Below are 16,716 nucleotides of genomic sequence, written 5' to 3'. Positions count from 1 at the left end.
CGGAGACGGTATCGCCGCCGCGCGGCGGCGATACCCCGGCGCGATCCGTGCCCGCCTCGGGTATCCGGCCGGTCGCGGCGTCGCCGGTTCGGCTCACGCCGATGTCGGCGTCCGCGCCGGTCTTCGCCGCCGTGCTCGCGGATCGACGGCCGCGGCCGCGTCGCGACCGCTGGCTCGGGGCGGGGTCGGTGGTGCGCCGGGGTGTCGGTTCGGTCGTCTCGGCGGTCGCCGATCTGCGCCGCGCGGCGGCTCGGGCTCGGGCTCGACGCCGCGTGCGCGACCGCCTGCCGACCTGGCTGCCCGGGGCTTCCTCGCTGGTTTCCGGCTCGGGGTCGGTGCTCGGCGCGACCGATTCCATGCCGAGTTTGGCCAGGATCATTCGGACCACCCGGCCGGGACTGCGGCCGTCGGTGCGCACGCGAACGGTCGCCACCTCGCGATAGAGGGGGCGGCGCTCGCGCATGAGTTCGCGGTATTTCGCGCCGGGATCGGCGCCGTTGAGCAAGGGGCGCTGACTACTCGCACCGGTGCGGCGAAGCCCTTCGGCGACACTGATTTCCAGGTAGACCACGGTGCGCCCGCGCAGTAACGCCCTGGTGTGCTCGGAGAGCACCGCGCCGCCGCCGAGCGACACCACGCCGCGTTCGGTGAGGACAGCGCGGCGCACCACCCTCTCCTCGATCTTGCGGAATTCGGGTTCGCCGTCGGTGGCGAAGATCTCGGGGATGGTCCGGCCGGTCTCGCGCTCGATGCCCGCGTCGGTGTCGTACAGCTCCACCCCGAGTTCCCTGGCGAGTTTGCGGCCGATCGTCGACTTTCCCGCACCCGGCGGCCCGACCAGCACCACGCGCGGGGCACGTGGATCGGTCTGGACGATCATTGCGACCGACTGTCCGCGGGAACGTGCGGCCGGGTGCTGACCCGCTTGATGTAGCTGTGGATGTTGTCGACGGTTTCGGTCAGCGAATCCCCGCCGAACTTCTCCAACGCGACCTGTGCGACGACGAGCGCCACCATCGTCTCGGCCACCACACCTGCGGCGGGCACCGCGCACACATCGGAGCGCTGGTGGATGGCGACGGCTTCCTCGCCGGTGGTCATGTCGACGGTCGCGAGTGCGCGCGGCACCGTGGAAATCGGTTTCATGGCGGCGCGCACCCGTAGCGCCTCGCCGTTGGTCATACCGCCTTCGAGGCCGCCCGCACGGTTGGTGGAGCGCAGCACCCCGTCCGGTCCCGGCCGCATCTCGTCGTGGGCCTGGCTGCCGCGCCGCCGCGCGGTTTCGAAACCGTCGCCGACCTCGACACCCTTGATCGCCTGAATGCCCATGAGGGCGGCGGCGAGCCGGGAGTCCAAGCGGTCCGCGCCGCTGATGAACGAGCCGAGCCCGACCGGAAGACCTTCCACGATCACCTCGACCACGCCACCGAGGGTGTCGCCGTCCTTCTTGGCCGCTTCGATCTCGGCGATCATCGCGGCCTCGGCGTCCTTGTCGAACGCGCGCACCGGACTCTCGTCGACGGTGGCGAGATCGGCGCCGGTCGGGGTGATACCGGTGGTGTTCGCCGCGGTGCCGATCGAGACGACATGGGAGACGACCTCGACCCCGAACGCCTGCCGCAGGAAATTACGGGCGACGGTGCCCGCGGCGACCCTGGCCGCGGTCTCGCGCGCGCTGGCCCGCTCCAGCACATTGCGGGCATCGTCGAAGTTGTACTTGAGCATGCCGGAGTAATCGGCATGGCCGGGGCGCGGCCTGGTCAACGGCGCGTTGCGGGCCAGGTCGGCGAGCACGGCCGGATCCACCGGATCGGCGGACATGACGGTCGTCCATTTCGGCCACTCGGAGTTGGCGATCTCGATCGCGACGGGACCGCCCATGGTACGGCCGTGCCGGACGCCGCCGACCATGGTGACCTTGTCCGCCTCGAATTTCATCCGGGCGCCACGTCCGTACCCGAGCCGACGGCGGGCCAGTTGTGCGGAGATATCGTCGGATGTCACCTCGACACCCGCGACCATCCCCTCCAGGATGGTGACGAGGGCGGGACCGTGAGATTCTCCAGCAGTTATCCAGCGCAGCACGCTCTATATCCTTCCATGTCGGCGCCCACGTGGCCGCATCCGGTCGCTCGTGATCGAGGGCACGTCAGTGGTGGCGCGGTCAGTACTTTCATCGCGGTTCACGGGCGCGGGCGCAACCCGCGCGACCCGCCGGATCTCACGGCGACGCCGCGATCAGTGCGGCCAAGGTCGCCAGGCACATCGACGGTCCGTGCGGCACGCCGTGATCGCCGCGCCGGGCGGCCAGCACCGCCACCCCGGCCAGCGCCGTCAGCGCGGGCGCGGCGAGGGCCGCCCATACCCACGCCTGCGCCCCGCCCATCGCGCTCGCCGCCCCGAGCCCCGCGGCGAGTTTCACATCGCCCGCTCCGAGTGCGGCCGGCGCGAGGACGTGAACCGTCAGGTAGGCCATTCCCAGGAGCAGCCCTCCGGCTACCGCGACGGTGAATCGTGTTGTCGCCACGGCATATCCGAGGATCACCGCGGCGCCCGCGCCGGTCAGCGGATTCGGCAGCCGCCGGTGCCGCAGATCGAACCAGCCGAGGACCGCGGACCAAGCGGTGAGCGCCGCGAGCGCCGTGGGGGACATGGCTCCAGCCTTGCCGAAATCGCCGCCGCCGTGCCGTGTGAATCGCCGAATGTGGACAGCTTCGGCATATGTGGATATGCGGCGTTCCGCACCAAGGGAATTCGGCGCCCGCGCGCCGGGGCCCATCCAGCACCCATCCAGGGGCCGCGGCGCGGCGAGGATACGTTCCGCATACGTCTCGACCGGCGAGGAGCCGACCGGGGCGCGTCGCGGTAACTTGGACGCATGTCTGCTGATCGCGCGGGTCGGGTGCCCGACTACGCGGCGCGCCGAGGCGCGTTGCGCAGTCTGCTGGTGGAGAACGAGGTCGACGCGCTGTTGGTCACCGATCTGGTGAACATCAGGTACCTGACCGGATTCACCGGGTCCAACGCCACGCTGCTGGTGCACTCCTGGGATATGCGCAATGCCGAGGAGCGCACGGTCATCGGAACCGACGGCAGATATCTCAGCCAGGTCGCCGCGCAGGCGCCGGATCTGCGCGCCGAGATCGCCCGGGCGACCGCACGCCGGATCGTCGCGCTGGCGGGGGAGTGGCAGCTGGGCCGGATCGGCTACGAAAGCCATATCGTCACCGTCGATCAGCATCGCGCCTTCATCGAGCAGGGCACCGGGCTGGAATTCGTCGCGACCCCCGGACTGGTCGAACAGTTGCGCACGGTCAAGGACGCCTACGAGGTCGAGCAGTTGCGGGCGGCCTGCGCCGCCGGTGACGCCGGGCTCGCCACCCTGCTCGAACGCGGTGGGCTCCGTCCCGGCCGCACCGAGAGACAGGTGGCCCGCGACCTCGAATGGGCAATGTTCGAACACGGCGCGGAGGCGATCTCGTTCGAGACGATCGTGGCCGCCGGCGCCAATTCCGCCGTCCCGCACCACCGGCCCACCGGCGCGGTGCTCGCGGCGGGCGATTTCGTCAAACTCGATTTCGGCGCCGTCATCGGCGGCTACCACTCCGATATGACGCGCACCTTCGTACTCGGCCGGCCGACCGACTGGCAACGTGAGATATACGCGCTGGTGGAGGAATCGCAGCGGGCCGGACGCAAGGCCCTGCGGCCGGGAGCGAAGGCCGCCGACGTCGACGCGGCCTCGCGCGCGGTGATCGAGGCGGCGGGCCACGGCGCGCTGTTCGTCCACGGTCTCGGGCACGGTGTCGGATTACAGATCCACGAAGCGCCGGGAATCGCGAAAACAGGAACCGCTACACTTCTGTCTGGCGTGGCGGTGACCGTCGAACCAGGTGTGTACTTTCCCGGCCGCGGCGGGGTCCGGATCGAGGACACGCTCGTGGTGCGCGAAGGGGGCCCGGAGCTGCTCACTCACACCAGCAAAGATCTGACCGTCGTCGAATGACGTCGGTCGCCCGAGACAACAGTGTTGACGACAACAAGCTTACGAACGAGGAGATCCGAGGACAGTGGCGGACACCAGCGACTTCAAGAACGGCCTCGTGCTGAAGATCGACGGAAATCTCCAACAGATCATCGAATTCCAGCACGTCAAGCCGGGTAAGGGCCCCGCCTTTGTGCGGACCAAGCTGAAGAACGTCGTGTCCGGCAAGGTCGTCGACAAGACCTTCAACGCGGGTGTCAAGGTGGAGACGGCCACCGTCGACCGCCGCGATATGACCTACCTGTACCACGACGGCACCGATTACATCTTCATGGACGGCGAGACCTTCGACCAGCTGTCCATCGCCGAGGCCACCATCGGTGACGGCGCTCGCTTCCTGCTGGAGAACATGGCCGTGCAGGTCGCCGTGCACGAGGGCGCCCCCCTGTTCGTCGAGCTCCCGGTCTCGATCGAGCTCGTCGTCCAGCACACCGATATCGGCCTGCAGGGCGACCGCTCCACCGGCGGCACCAAGCCCGCGACCCTGGAGACCGGCGCCGAGGTGCAGGTCCCGCTGTTCATCAACACCGGCGACAAGCTGCGCATCGATTCGCGCGACGGCAGCTACCTCGGCCGAGTCAATGCCTGATCGCCACCGAATGCCTGATCGCCACATGTCTGATCGCCGCTTCGGCGCGCGGGGATAATGGTGACTGTGGCGGAACAGCCGGTAGAGAAGAAGTCCAACTTCAAGAAGCTCGGCGCCCGGCATAAGGCCAGGCGTCGCGCCGTGGATCTGCTCTTCGAAGCAGAGGCAAGGGATGTCGACGTGGCCGACCTGCTCGCCGAGCGGGTCGATCTGGCGAGCCACGACCAGTCGGTCGCGCCCGTGCACGCCTACACCCACACCCTGGTGGAGGGCGTCGCCGACGACCTGGATCGGGTGGACGGCACCATCGAGTCCTATCTGCAGGACTGGGCGCTGTCCCGGCTGCCCGCCGTCGATCGCGCCATTCTGCGCATCGCGGTGTGGGAGTTGTTCCACGCCAACGATGTTCCGCCGGTGGTCGCGGTGGACGAGGCGGTGGAGCTGGCCAAGGAACTGTCCACCGACGACTCCCCTTCGTTCGTCAACGGTGTGCTCGGCCAAGTCGTGCTGGTGGCTCCCCAGGTGCGCGCCGCCGCCGCCGCGACGCGGGCGCCACGACCTGGCACCGAAGCATGACCAGCAAGTACCTGGTCATGGCGATGCGCACGCCGGATTTCGACATCGAGACGATCGAACCGCACCGGCGATTCCTGAGCGAATTGCTGGAACGCGGTCAGTTGCTCGAGAGTGGCCGATTCACCGACGGCACCGGCGGCGCGTACGTCATCCTGGCCGAAAGCCTCGATGCCGCACGGGAGATCGCCTTCACCGATCCCGTGCACACCAGCGGTTCCTCCGAACTCACCGTCTACGAATGGGAGATCGCCGTTTCGGCGTGAATCCCTGTACTCGAGGTCGAGGATGGTGTCGCGGCCACAGCGGGCCGTCCGGACCTGGCGGGAAGCCGGGTGCGAGAGATAGCTACAGTTGTTCTCGCAATAGTGCCGTGTGAGGAGAGCTGGGATGACAACGAATTCGGCGACAGAGGAACTGGCGCAGTTGCAAGCCGACGGGTGCACGCGCGAGCAGGCGTGGGCGCTGTTCGACGGGTTGCCCGTCGCGAAGGTCGCCGATATCGCGACTGGACGCTGGCGCGGCTCGGAGATCCGGACCGGACACCCGTTCGACGGCGTGCTCGGCGCGTCGGGCTGGTACGGCAAACAGTTCGACGACGCCGAATCCGTCCATCCGCTGCTGTTCTCCGATACCGCGGGAAAGATCTTCGCGGTCGATCCGCGCCGGGTGCCCCTGTCGCTGACCGGCAAAGTGCCGCTTCCCACGGTGCGTGCCATCCAGAAGTCGTTGCGCTACACCGGAATCGCCCTGCGCACCACCCGCTACGCGGCCCGCTTGCGTGCCGTCGAATACCGCGACGTGGTCAGTGCGGCGATGATCTACGACCACCTTCCCATCATCGACCACTTCCGTCAGGTCGACGCCGACACCCTGTTCGGCGTGATGGATATGCGCGGATTGGCCGAACCGTACTTCTTCATCCTGCGTCGCTGAGCCGCGGGCGCGGCCGCCGCTGAAACCGGCCCCGCCTCGCGGATGCCACGCCGTCTGCCGGGGTTGACGCGTGGAGTACTGTCGCGGCATGGAAGACGATCTAGGCGCGTCCGGACTGCGATTCGAGCGCGAGGGGTCGATCGGTTGGTGTGTCATCGATCGGCCATCGGCACGCAATGCCTTCACCCCGGCCATGTATTTCGGGCTGAAGCGTGCGGTCAACCTGGTCAACAAGGACCCCCAACTCGCGGCCCTGATCATCACCGGGGTCGGCGATGTCTTCGCCGCGGGCGGCGACCTGGGTGGGCGGTCCGAACCCGGCGAGTCGGTGCCGGAAGGGCTCGGACACGACATTCTGCCTTTCCTCGCCATCCGGGACAGCCGCGCGCCGGTGATCGCCGCGGTGAACGGCATCTGCCAGGCGGGCGGTCTGCTGGTCGCGATGCTGGCCGATATCGCGGTGGCGAGTGACCGGGCCACCTTCCGGGTGCCGGAACTGCTGCGCGGAATTCCGGACGCGACCTTCGCCGCGGCACTGCCCGCGCACGTCGGGATCGCGGTCGCGCGGGATCTCCTGTTGTCGGCGCGCCGTTTCGATGCCGCCGAAGCGCAGCGCCTCGGTGTGATCTCCCGGATCGCGCCGCACGAGGAGTTGCGCGCCGCCGCGCTGCAGGCCGCGCGCGAGGTGCTGCGGACGGCCCCGCAGGCGCGAGCGCAGGTGAAGCGCATGCTGAACGAGCGCTACGGACTGATCGACTACCAGACGATGTTCGCCGCGCTGGAGACCTCGCCGGAGCCGCGCGAGGGTATGCGCGCTTTCATGGAGAAGCGCGAGCCGAGCTGGGTGCCACCGGACCTGCCCGCCTGAGGAAGCTGTTGCGGGACAGCACTTCTCGGCTATCCCGCTCGACCCTCTCGCATTGCACCTATCCTGGTGGAGAGACAGGGGAGGGCGGTGCATGGTACGGCTGCTTGGCTGGATGCGGAACAATATCGATGGCGTCGTCGCACTGGTGCTCGCGCTGACGGTCGGCGTGCTCGCGGTATTGGACCTGATCGACGTCGACTCGGTGAACGCGGTCGTGTTGCTCGTGCTCGGCCTGCTGGCCACCACCTTGCTGCGCGATCGACATCTCTCGGCGCAGGCCGTCAGGGACGCGTCCTCGGTGCGGCTGCTGTACGGTCCGGAGATCGGGCACGCGCATACGCTGGCCCGCCGCGATACCGAGCAGTGGATCTTCAAGGGCGGCACGGGAACCTATCTTCGCGCGGTGACGCTGCGCGCCTGCGTGGAGAACGCCAGGCGCGAGCATCGCCCGCTGCGGATGCAGGTGGAGATTCTCGACCCGAGCAACGAACCGCTCTGCAAGACCTACGCGGATTTCCGTTCCTCGCTGACACCCGACGCCGACCGAACCGGTGAACGGTGGACCGTCGAGCGGACCCGCAAGGAGGCGTACGCGACGGTGCTCGCGGCCTGCTGGTATCGGCAGCGATTCACCTTTCTCACCATCGACGTCGGGTTGTCGTCGGTGATGACGACCTTCCGCTGGGATCTGTCCTCCCACTGCGTCATCGTCACACAGGACAATCCGAACACGCCCGCGTTGATGTTCGAACGCGACAAGCCCTACTACCGGGATCTGAGCCGGGAATTGGTGGCCAGCTTCAAACAGACCCGCCAGGTGCCGCTGAGCCGGAGCGAGGATCTGATGCTGGCCGACGAACCGACCGTCGACCAGGCCCGTGCGCTGTTCGACGCGCTCGGACTCGGTTTGCCGACCTCGTTCACCGACCGCGATGTCGCCGATATCGTGCGGCGCGCGCTGCAACCGAGGAATCCGTACTAGTGAACGACTACGCCCGCCTGCGGACGCTGATGACCTCCGATGCGACGCGGCTCGGCGTGTACGGCTGGGTCCGTGACTATCTGGCGGGGGTGGTCGCGGGCGACGTCGACGCCGACGCGGTGCGACATCCCCTGGGCTTTCTCTGTTTTCCCGCGTGGCGCGACGGCGTCCTCGGTATCTGCGTCCATGTCTGGGTCGATGGCGCGCGTGCGTGTCCGACGACTTCGCCGATTCACGCGCACAGCTGGGATCTGCTCAGCCTGGTGCTGTACGGCGCCGTGGCGAACGAGATCATCGAGGTGAGCGGACCGCCAACGACGCCGACCCATCGTATCTTCGAGATCCACAGCGACAGCGACGGTGATCTGGTCCGTGCGACACCCGGTGCGGTGGGGTACCGCGTTCGTTCCAGGCAGGTGTTCGGCCGCGGCGAGATCTACACGCTGCCGCGCGGGGTCTTCCATGTCTCCGATGTCAGGGGCCCGGCCGCCACCGTGGTCTTGGGCGAGTACCGGCCCGGTTGTCCCGATCGGTCGCTCGGAACGTTGACCACCGAGGATCATTGGGTGCACCGCATTTCCTGCGCCACGCGGGAATCCGTCCACGCCGCACAGCTCGTGCTCGACCGGATGGCCGATCAGGCGGCATCGCGAGACCTGGAGGAACGATGCGATCGGGCAACGTCATGAATCAGGTGCTGGAAGCCGCCGCCCTCGAAGCCGCCGCCATGGAAGCCGTGGTCCAGGAGGCCGCGGTCCTGCGGACGGCCGCGAAGGTGGCGGTCGCCGCCGCGACCGCGGCGGGCGCCGCGATCCGATCGGGTCTGGAAGGCGCTGTCGCCGTGCGAGCCAAGGGCACCGCTGGTGATCTGGTGACCGATCTGGACCTACGGGCCGAGGAGATCATTCTCGGACGGTTGCGGCGCGCGTTCCCGGAACATCACATCCTCGCGGAGGAATCCGGGCTGCTGCACGGTGCCGACGGTACGTGGTGCTGGGTGGTGGATCCGCTCGACGGCACCAACAACATCGCGGTCGGGCTTCCGGTGTACTCGATCGGAATCGCGTTGTGCCACTTGGGGACACCGGTTCTCGGGGTGGTGCACGAGCCGACCACCGGATACACCTGGTCGGCGCTTCGCGGCCGAGGCGCCACCGGTCCGAGGGGAAGACTGGCGCGCGCGCAGGCCCCGTGCGCCGACTCCGGACCCATTCTGGCCTGGTTGCAGGGGTATCCGGTGGCGCGCACCGATCCCGTCGCTCGCGCCCTGCGGATCACCCTCGAGGCCAATGCGCGCCGGGTGATCCAACTCTGGTCACCGCTGCTGTGCTGGATGATGTTGAGCCGCGGCGATATCGACGGTTTCGTCGGCTACCGCGCCGGACTCGTCGATCTGCCCGCGGGCAGTATCATCGCCCGCGAAGCCGGTGTCCGGATCACGGATTGGGTAGGCGCGCCCCTCGACGACCGGATCGACCCGAACGGTGGCGAGATCGATTTCCTGGCGGGTAGTCCGGAGATCGTGGGTGATCTCGCGGCGCTGGTGAAATCGGCGGGCGATGTCACCGTCACCGGGCTGCCGGACTGAGGCGGTCGGACGCCGGATCTCCCGCACCGGGGAACGCGCGGTGCTCAGCCGATGACGAGTAGCGCGGCGACCGCACTCGTCGTCGCGAGTATCGCCAGGAGCGAACCCGTGCCGACGAAACGCGCCATCGGTACGCGTACCCCGTGTGTCCGGCAGAATTCCAGGCACAGCAGGGTCGCCAGCGACGCCCACGGCGTGACGATCGGACCCACATTCGTGCCGATCAGCAGGGCGAGCAGCTGATCTCGGTTCTGCACCGGCACGACCGCTTCGCCCGCGGTGTAGGCGGGCAGGTTGTTCGCGATATTGGACAGGGCAGCGCCCGCGCCCGCTGCTCGGTACGCGCCTTCCGCGCCGGGGTCGGAGCCGATGAGCGCGTGCGTCAGATCGGAGAGGCCGAACCGGCTCATCGTCGGTACCACCAGGAAGAGGCCGACCACGAAAACCAGTAGTTGCCAAGGGATCAACGACCAGGTCAGCGCCGAGCGATCCAGAACCGCGAAGGCCGCGACGGCGATCGCCGCGGCGAGGGTCGCCGCGATCTCGATGCGGTCACCGAGAACCGGAATGGCCAGAATGAACAGCGCGCAGGCGCCCGCCGTGGTGTAGAGCAGGGCACGTTGCCGCGCGTTCTCGGGACGTACCGGCTCGGGGGTCACGTAGCGGTCGGCGGCGCGGCGACCGCGCCGCCAATAGAAGATCCACAGGCACAGCATGGTCGCCGCCACCGACGCCAGTTGCGGCGCCCACATGGTCGCCGCGAATGCGGTGGCATCGAGTGCGACCCGGTCGGCGGCGAGCAGATTGGTGAGATTGGAGACCGGAAGCAGCAGGCTCGCCGTGTTCGCCAACCACAGTGTCGTCATCGCCAACGGCAGCGGCGCGATGCGCGCGGGCACGGCGAGCGCCAGCATGACGGGGGTGAGCAGGACGGCGGTGGTGTCGAGATTCAGCAGTGCGGTCGTGGCCGAGGCGAACAGCCCGCACAGCCCGAACAGCGCCGGGTAGTTGCCGCGGCCGAAGATGGCGAGTCGGTGTGCGATCACATCGAACACCTTGGCCTGCCTGGTCAGTTCGGCCAGCACGATCACACTGCCGAGGAAGAGCAGCAACGGACCGATCCGCCGCATATTGTCGGCCGCCTCCGCGCGCGGCAGCAGGCCGGTCAGTACACAGAGCAGCCCGACCAGCAGCAATCCGATCCGAACCCGGTCGAGCACACTGAATCGCGGCGCGGGTGAGGACGCGGGCGTGGGACTCGTCGGTGGATTCGACGCGGCGGAGCCGTCCTCTGCTGGCACCAGTGCATGATCGCAATCCGTCTGTGTGCCTGAATTTTCGGGGCGGTCAGTTCGATGCGGGGCGGATCGAACGACCGGACCGGGCATACTGGGGGCGTGATACAGCGGGGCGGGCTGCAGAGGGACTTTTTCATCAGCTATTCACCCGCGGACGAACGGTGGGCGACGTGGCTGGCCTGGCAGTTGGAAACCGCAGGCCACCGAACCTTGATCCAGGCTTGGGATTTCGTGCCGGGTACCAACTTCATCGACTTCATGGATCGCGGGGTCCGCGAGTCGGCGGTGGTCATCGCGGTGCTGTCCGATAATTACGTCGGATCGCGGTACGGAACCATGGAGTGGCAGGCGGCATTTCGGACCGATCCAGGAAAGCTGCTGCCGGTACGGATCGCGGAATGCACACTCGAAGGTCTGCTTGCCACGATCACCTACCTGGATCTCGTCGGGGTGAGGACCGCCGACGAGGCGCGCGGGATTCTGCTCGAGCGGGTCGGGCATCTGCTGGCCGGACGGGCCAAACCGCAGTTGGAACCGCGCTACCCCTACGACACCGCACCGCAGGACCGGATCGCCGACGAGGAGGACGGCGGCACCGTCGAATCCCCGCTGAACAGGCGCACGCCGGTTTCCGCGCCCGGATTTCCCGGTGCGGGCGATCGGGCCGCCGACCGTCACGAGGGCGTCTCGGTACTGCACGTGGCAGGTCCACGCTTCGGCCGCGGTCTGTTCGGGCGCGACGAACCCGCGACCGCGCGGGAATTGCAGGCCCGCATATGGGCCGACGTCACCCATCTGGTGGATCAGGGCGTGCCGAAACCCGATCTCATCGTGGTGACCGGTGATCTGACCGAGTCCGGCCGTCCGAGAGAGGTCGACGAGGCGTTGTCGTTCCTGACCGGGCTGCGGGTACTGCTCGGCCTGGAACCCGACCGGCTGATCGTCGTGCCTGGCAACCACGATGTGTCGAAGGTGGCATGTCACGCGTATTTCCTGACCTGCGAAGCCCGCGATCGGCGGCCTCAGCCACCGTACTTCCCCAAGCTCGAGCAGTACGCGCGTCTGTTCGGCGAGCTCTACCAGGGGCTGGAACACCTGGTCTTCGATGTGGGTCAGCCGTGGACCCTGTTCCCCATCCCCGAATTGCGCGTGGTGGTGGCGGGTTTGAATTCGACGATGGCGGCGACGCACCGGGCCGACGACGATTACGGAATGCTCGGCGAACCGCAGACCGCGTGGTTCGCCGAACGACTGCGGCCGTTCGAAGAGCTGGGCTGGCTGCGGCTCGGCGTGGTGCGCCACGATCCGCTGCCAGGCCCGGCCGCCGCACCGCGTGATCCCGCTCTGCTCCACGATGTCGATACGCTGTCGCGGTTGTTGGGGAACAGACTTCATCTGCTGATCCACGGCCCCGGCCCCGGCGGTCGGCATCTGGACTTCCTGGACGGCAAACTGCCGGTGCTTCCCGCGGACGCGCCGGGACGTTCCGAGATCATCCACATCACCACCGAAGGGCTGGCCCGCTACAGCAGCCGCGACGCGCGTCCCGGTGAGCCTGGCGCCCGTCTGGAACGCTCATGGTCGAGTTCGGCCGCCGCGCTGCTCACCGCCGCTGACCTCGAATTGGCGGCAAAGGAAGATACCGAGATCTCGGCGCCGCCCGCCGAGACGCCGGCGATCGTCGACCCGCACGGGAGACTGCTCGATCGGGTGGCCGAGGTCTGCGAAACCCGCTATCCGGGGGCCAGGATCCGGCGCGTCGACGTGGATCCCCCACACCTGTTCGTCACCCACCAAGTCGACGAGGTCGTCGCTCAGTGGCGCATCGGTGTGCATGTCGGCGATGTGACCAGGCAGGTGGTGGAGGAATTTCTCAGCCACGATCCGGAGTACGGTTCCGAACTCGTCTATCGCGGTGCGGCCCCGCCGCGTTCGCTGCGGGAGGAAGCCGCGAGTCACGGCCTGCGGGTACGCAGTTTCGTCGAGTTCCAAGGGCTGCTCGACCTCGCGGACTACCTCGCCGGGCAGGCCGTCCGACTGCGCACCGATCGGCGCTACCCACCGGATATGTATGTGCCACAGCGTTTCCGCCTGCTCGACGACGGCGATCACCTGATTCGTGACGATCTCGTCGGCGAGCTGACGAGTCTGGTCGCCGCCGATCACGGGCGCTTCGTCCTGCTGCTCGGCGATTTCGGGCGCGGGAAGACCTTCGCGCTGCGCGAAGTCGCCCGCCGCATCACCGAGACCATGCCCGCGCTGATCCCGATTCTCATCGAACTGCGCACGCTGGACAAAACCCACTCGGTCGACGGACTCGTCGCCGCGCACCTGGCCGATCACGGCGAGGACCGGATCGACTTGAAATCGCTGCGCTACATGCTGCGCGAGGGCCGGGTGGTGCTGTTGTTCGACGGCTTCGACGAACTCGTCACCCGCATCAGCTACGAGTTCGCCGCCGAGCACCTGGAAACCCTGCTCCAGGCCGCGGTCGGCAAGGCGAAGATCATCGTGGCCAGCCGTACCCAGCATTTCGAGTCACGGGCCCAGGTGCTGTCCGCGCTCGGCGAGCGCGTCGGGGTGTTACAGGACCGGCGAATCATCGGTATCGAGGATTTCGCGCCCGCGCAGATCAGGGCCTACCTCGCCAACCGTTACGACGGTGACGAAGGCAGGGCCGACAGCAGGATGCGGTTGATCACCGGCATCCAGGATCTGCTCGGACTGGCGCAGAACCCGCGCATGTTGAGTTTCATCGCGGATCTGGACGAGCGCAGACTGCGCGCCGCGGCCAGCGCCGAACAGGCGGTCGGACCGGCCGGGCTCTACCGCGAGATCCTGGAATCCTGGTTGACCTATGAGGCCGACCGGGTCGCAGCCGTCAGGGGCGCGCTGCCGGGCCTGCGGGTGCACGAACTCTGGCTCGCCGTTACGGCATTCGCCGTGCGCAGTTGGGAATCCGGCGAACCCTATCTGCACCTGTCTGAATTGACCGATGTGGCAAGGGATCTCGTCGAGCTGCTCGGCCCGCAGTCGATGTCTGTTCCGCAATCCGCGCACGCGATCGGCTCGGGCAGTCTGCTGGTGCGCACGGAGGACAACCTCTTCGGATTCATCCATCTCTCGGTCATGGAATGGCTGGTCGCCAACCATATCGCCGACCAGTTCGCGGCGGGGACATCGGCTCCGCCGCAACTGTCCATGGCCCCGCTGTCGCAGTTGACCATCGACTTCCTGTGCGATCTCGCCGATCTCAGGGCGGCGCGCGCGTGGGCCGAGGCGGTGCTGGCGGATTCGGCGGCCGACGATCATTCGCGCACGAACGCGCTGCGGATGACCACCCGCCTGCGCACCGCGCCGACCGCCGATCTGCGCGGCGCCGCGCTGGCGGGGGAGGACCTGTCCTACCGGGACCTGCGTGGGGTGGATCTCAGCGGCGCCGACCTCACCGAAGCCCGGTTGGTCGGGACGAATCTGTCGCACGCGATCCTGCGCGGCACCCGGCTGGTCGCGGCGCGGCTGGACGCGGCGCTGCTGACGGGCGCCGACTTGACCGACGCCGATCTGACTCGCGCGCGGTTGGCCCGCACGGATCTCACCGGATCCCGTGCCGCCGGTAGCCGCTGGCACCGTGCCGCGCTGCTCGACGTCACCGGAACACCGGCGGGTACCGACCTGCGCGGCGCGGCTCGAGTGCCGGGGTTCGCGGCCGGAACCGAATTCGCGCCCGCCGCGATCGGTGTCAGGCACGGCTTCGACGCCAGGCACGGCAGGCTGCCGCAGCCGGTGGCCTACAGCCCGGACGGCAACACCTTCGCCAACGGCAGCGACGACGGCGGCGTGCTGATCTGCGACAGCGAGACCGGTCGTCCACTGCGGACTCTGCAAACGCACCGGGCCCGCACCTTCGCGGTCGCCTATACCGATACCGTCCTGGTCACCGGATCCGGTGACGGAACGGTCGGCATCTGGGACGCCGTCACCGGCGAATTGCGCCGCATTCTCCAGGGGCACCGGGCCTGGCCCTGGCCGGTGGTGCTGAGCGGATCCGGGGATCTGCTTGCCACCGGCGACGCCGAGGGTGTGCTGCGGCTGTGGTCGCTCCCCGACGGCGAACTACGGCATACCTGTCGGCCCGCGGACGGGCAGGAACTGATCTACAGCATGGATTTTCACGGCGGCCTGATCGCCGCGTCCTACCGCGACGGCGCAGTCCGGCTGTGGGATACCGAATCCGGTGTGGAGACAGGAAAATTCGTCGGAGCGCCCGGCTCGGTATTCCGCGTCGCCTTCAGCCCCGACGGCAGGCTACTGGCCGTGGCGGGCGTCGACGGCACACTCGCGCTCTGGGATCCGGCGACCGGGCTGACAGTCCGCACTCTCGCGGGACATACCGGACGGGTGTACACCGTCGCCTTCCATCCCACCGAACCCATTCTGGCCAGCGGGGACACCGATGGGGGACTGCGCTTCTGGGATACCGGCACCGGGGCCGCGCTGCACGCGCCCACCGAACACGGCGCCGCCATCTACTGGTTGGCCTTCGACCCGACCGGCGACGTCCTGGCCTCCGGCGACAGCGCGGGCCTGGTATGTCTGCGTGACGGCACGAGCGCCCAACTGAGGCACCGCCTTTCGGCGCATACCGGTTCGGTGTGGCCGTTCGCCTTCCGGCCGGACGGCGCGCAGCTCGCCGTCACCGACGACCAATTCACCACGCGGCTGTGGGATCCGGTGACCGGCGGGTGCAAACATACCCTGACCGGGCACGGCAGACAGATCACCTCGGTGACCTTCAACGCCGACGCGACCCTGCTCGCCTCCTGCGGCAACGACGGTGTGGTGCGGCTGTGGGATCCGCTGACCGGCCGCCTCACGCGACGTCTGGTCGGCAGCGAGGACCGGCTGTTCACGTTCGAATCCGCCCTGTTCAACGTCGCCGTGCCCCAGCAACTGGGCACCGTCGGCAATGACGGCAGACTCAGCCTGTTCAACCTCGGCACCGGCGTCTACGACAGACATATCAATATCGAGTCGGCGCCCGTGTGGGCGTTCGCCTTCGACCCGACGGGAGAATTCCTCGCCACCGCCAATGACGACGACACGGTGGTCATCTGGGTGCGAACCACCGGTGCGCTGCACACGGTCTGCGCCGAACACCGGGGCAGGGTCCGGTCCATCGCCTTCAACGCCGACGGCAGCCTGATGGCCACGGGCTGTGACGATTCGGTGGTCCGGATCTGGGAGGTGCGATCCGGGCGACTACTACAGAACCTGCGCGGTCATCAGGACCGGGTGTACGCGGTGGCGATCCACGGCGACCGGCTGGCCAGCGCCTCATGGGATGGCACGGCGCGCATCTGGGATGTGGCGACCGGCGCCGCGCTGCACGAGCTGACGCGCCATACCGGCCGACTGTGGGCCGCCGCGGTCGACGCGCGGACCGGAACCCTTGCCACCGGAGGCGACGATCTCGTCGTCCGCCTGTGGGATATCGAGACCGGTCGTCATCTGCATACCCTCGAGGGGCATAAGCGACGCATCTGGTCCCTGACCTTCAGCCCGGCCGGCCGGTGGCTCGCCAGCGGCGGTGACGACGGAAACGTCATCGTCTGGGCGACGGGGGCACAACCGGCCGAACCGGCCGCCGTTCACGCTGTCCTGCTAGGGCTTCCGGAGGGCTGGGCGGCGCTCGCTCCCGACGGGCGATACAAATTCGAGGGCAATATCGCGGGGCAGTTCTGGTACGTGATCGGCATGTCGCGCTTCGAAACCGGTGAACTGGACCCCTACGTTCCCGAGGTGCGGCGACTGGCTTCGGACGACCCCTTCTGACC

Annotated in this window: 13 protein-coding genes and 1 pseudogene; 10 read left to right on the top strand and 4 right to left on the bottom strand. The window is 68.2% G+C overall.

The genetic code is table 11. From position 1 onward, the window contains the following. Positions 1 to 361 precede the first annotated feature (361 nt). The 3 genes and pseudogenes from ABZS43_RS09920 to ABZS43_RS09910 all read right to left on the bottom strand — a co-directional run. Positions 362 to 880: pseudogene (locus ABZS43_RS09920) on the bottom strand (shikimate kinase); the annotation flags it as partial. Beyond that, entirely contained in the window at positions 877 to 2,085 is a 1,209-nt protein-coding gene (gene aroC, locus ABZS43_RS09915; RefSeq protein WP_355035449.1) for a chorismate synthase, read from the bottom strand. The gene aroC and the pseudogene ABZS43_RS09920, both read right to left, overlap by 4 nt. 136 nt (positions 2,086 to 2,221) lie before the next feature. Continuing rightward, positions 2,222 to 2,653, bottom strand: coding sequence for an A24 family peptidase (locus ABZS43_RS09910; protein ID WP_355035448.1), 432 nt, complete (start codon positions 2,651 to 2,653; stop codon positions 2,222 to 2,224). Positions 2,654 to 2,878: 225 nt separating this feature from the next. Here ABZS43_RS09910 and ABZS43_RS09905 point away from each other — a divergent pair, with 225 nt between their 5' ends. The 9 genes from ABZS43_RS09905 to ABZS43_RS09865 all read left to right on the top strand — a co-directional run bounded on the left by ABZS43_RS09905 (position 2,879) and on the right by ABZS43_RS09865 (position 9,581). Further along, on the top strand, positions 2,879 to 4,006 hold the full coding sequence (locus tag ABZS43_RS09905; protein WP_355035447.1) for a Xaa-Pro peptidase family protein: 1,128 nt from the start codon (positions 2,879 to 2,881) through the stop codon (positions 4,004 to 4,006). Positions 4,007 to 4,070: 64 nt separating this feature from the next. Further along, on the top strand, positions 4,071 to 4,634 hold the full coding sequence (gene efp / locus ABZS43_RS09900) for an elongation factor P (protein WP_355035446.1): 564 nt from the start codon (positions 4,071 to 4,073) through the stop codon (positions 4,632 to 4,634). A gap of 66 nt (positions 4,635 to 4,700) precedes the next feature. Then, positions 4,701 to 5,210, top strand: coding sequence for a transcription antitermination factor NusB (gene nusB, locus ABZS43_RS09895; RefSeq protein WP_355035445.1), 510 nt, complete (start codon positions 4,701 to 4,703; stop codon positions 5,208 to 5,210). Then, positions 5,207 to 5,473, top strand: a complete 267-nt coding sequence (locus ABZS43_RS09890; protein WP_355035444.1) for a YciI family protein — start codon at positions 5,207 to 5,209, stop codon at positions 5,471 to 5,473. The genes nusB and ABZS43_RS09890 overlap by 4 nt, the downstream gene beginning before the upstream one ends. Positions 5,474 to 5,597: 124 nt before the next feature. Continuing rightward, positions 5,598 to 6,143 carry a DUF4334 domain-containing protein gene (locus ABZS43_RS09885; protein WP_355035443.1) on the top strand — a complete coding sequence of 182 codons (546 nt, stop codon included), beginning with the start codon at positions 5,598 to 5,600 and terminating at the stop codon, positions 6,141 to 6,143. Between the two features lie 88 nt (positions 6,144 to 6,231). Continuing rightward, positions 6,232 to 7,011 (top strand): enoyl-CoA hydratase/isomerase family protein, encoded by a 780-nt coding sequence (locus tag ABZS43_RS09880; RefSeq protein ID WP_355035442.1) that lies wholly within the window; start codon positions 6,232 to 6,234, stop codon positions 7,009 to 7,011. 91 nt (positions 7,012 to 7,102) lie between these two features. Further along, complete coding sequence (locus tag ABZS43_RS09875) at positions 7,103 to 7,993, top strand: hypothetical protein (protein WP_355035441.1); 891 nt, start codon at positions 7,103 to 7,105, stop codon at positions 7,991 to 7,993. Further along, on the top strand, positions 7,993 to 8,682 hold the full coding sequence (locus tag ABZS43_RS09870; RefSeq protein ID WP_355035440.1) for a hypothetical protein: 690 nt from the start codon (positions 7,993 to 7,995) through the stop codon (positions 8,680 to 8,682). The genes ABZS43_RS09875 and ABZS43_RS09870 overlap by 1 nt, the downstream gene beginning before the upstream one ends. After that, positions 8,661 to 9,581 (top strand): inositol monophosphatase, encoded by a 921-nt coding sequence (locus ABZS43_RS09865; protein WP_355035439.1) that lies wholly within the window; start codon positions 8,661 to 8,663, stop codon positions 9,579 to 9,581. The genes ABZS43_RS09870 and ABZS43_RS09865 overlap by 22 nt, the downstream gene beginning before the upstream one ends. 44 nt (positions 9,582 to 9,625) lie before the next feature. On the opposite strand, the gene ABZS43_RS09860 is transcribed toward ABZS43_RS09865, so the two are convergent. Next, the gene (locus tag ABZS43_RS09860; RefSeq protein ID WP_355035438.1) at positions 9,626 to 10,882 is read right to left on the bottom strand and encodes an SLC13 family permease; all 1,257 of its coding nucleotides are present in this window, start codon (positions 10,880 to 10,882) and stop codon (positions 9,626 to 9,628) included. A gap of 96 nt (positions 10,883 to 10,978) precedes the next feature. Between ABZS43_RS09860 and ABZS43_RS09855 the strand changes: the two genes are divergently transcribed. Further along, positions 10,979 to 16,714 (top strand): TIR domain-containing protein, encoded by a 5,736-nt coding sequence (locus tag ABZS43_RS09855; protein WP_355035437.1) that lies wholly within the window; start codon positions 10,979 to 10,981, stop codon positions 16,712 to 16,714. Positions 16,715 to 16,716 lie beyond the last annotated feature (2 nt).

The organism is Nocardia sp. NPDC005366 (assembly GCF_040606855.1).
In the GTDB taxonomy this organism is placed as follows: domain Bacteria; phylum Actinomycetota; class Actinomycetes; order Mycobacteriales; family Mycobacteriaceae; genus Nocardia.
Note: the sequence above shows the minus strand (reverse complement) of the source record. Positions and strands in the feature narration are given on the sequence as shown.

What these genes read in the sequence shown, in the direction of transcription:
- ABZS43_RS09865 (WP_355035439.1), top strand. Translation starts at nt 8,661, where the DNA reads ATGCGATCGGGCAACGTCATGAATCAGGTGCTGGAAGCCGCCGCCCTC.
- ABZS43_RS09885 (WP_355035443.1), top strand. Translation starts at nt 5,598, where the DNA reads ATGACAACGAATTCGGCGACAGAGGAACTGGCGCAGTTGCAAGCCGAC.
- ABZS43_RS09905 (WP_355035447.1), top strand. Translation starts at nt 2,879, where the DNA reads ATGTCTGCTGATCGCGCGGGTCGGGTGCCCGACTACGCGGCGCGCCGA.
- ABZS43_RS09880 (WP_355035442.1), top strand. Translation starts at nt 6,232, where the DNA reads ATGGAAGACGATCTAGGCGCGTCCGGACTGCGATTCGAGCGCGAGGGG.
- ABZS43_RS09875 (WP_355035441.1), top strand. Translation starts at nt 7,103, where the DNA reads ATGGTACGGCTGCTTGGCTGGATGCGGAACAATATCGATGGCGTCGTC.
- ABZS43_RS09890 (WP_355035444.1), top strand. Translation starts at nt 5,207, where the DNA reads ATGACCAGCAAGTACCTGGTCATGGCGATGCGCACGCCGGATTTCGAC.
- ABZS43_RS09910 (WP_355035448.1), bottom strand. Translation starts at nt 2,653, where the DNA reads ATGTCCCCCACGGCGCTCGCGGCGCTCACCGCTTGGTCCGCGGTCCTC.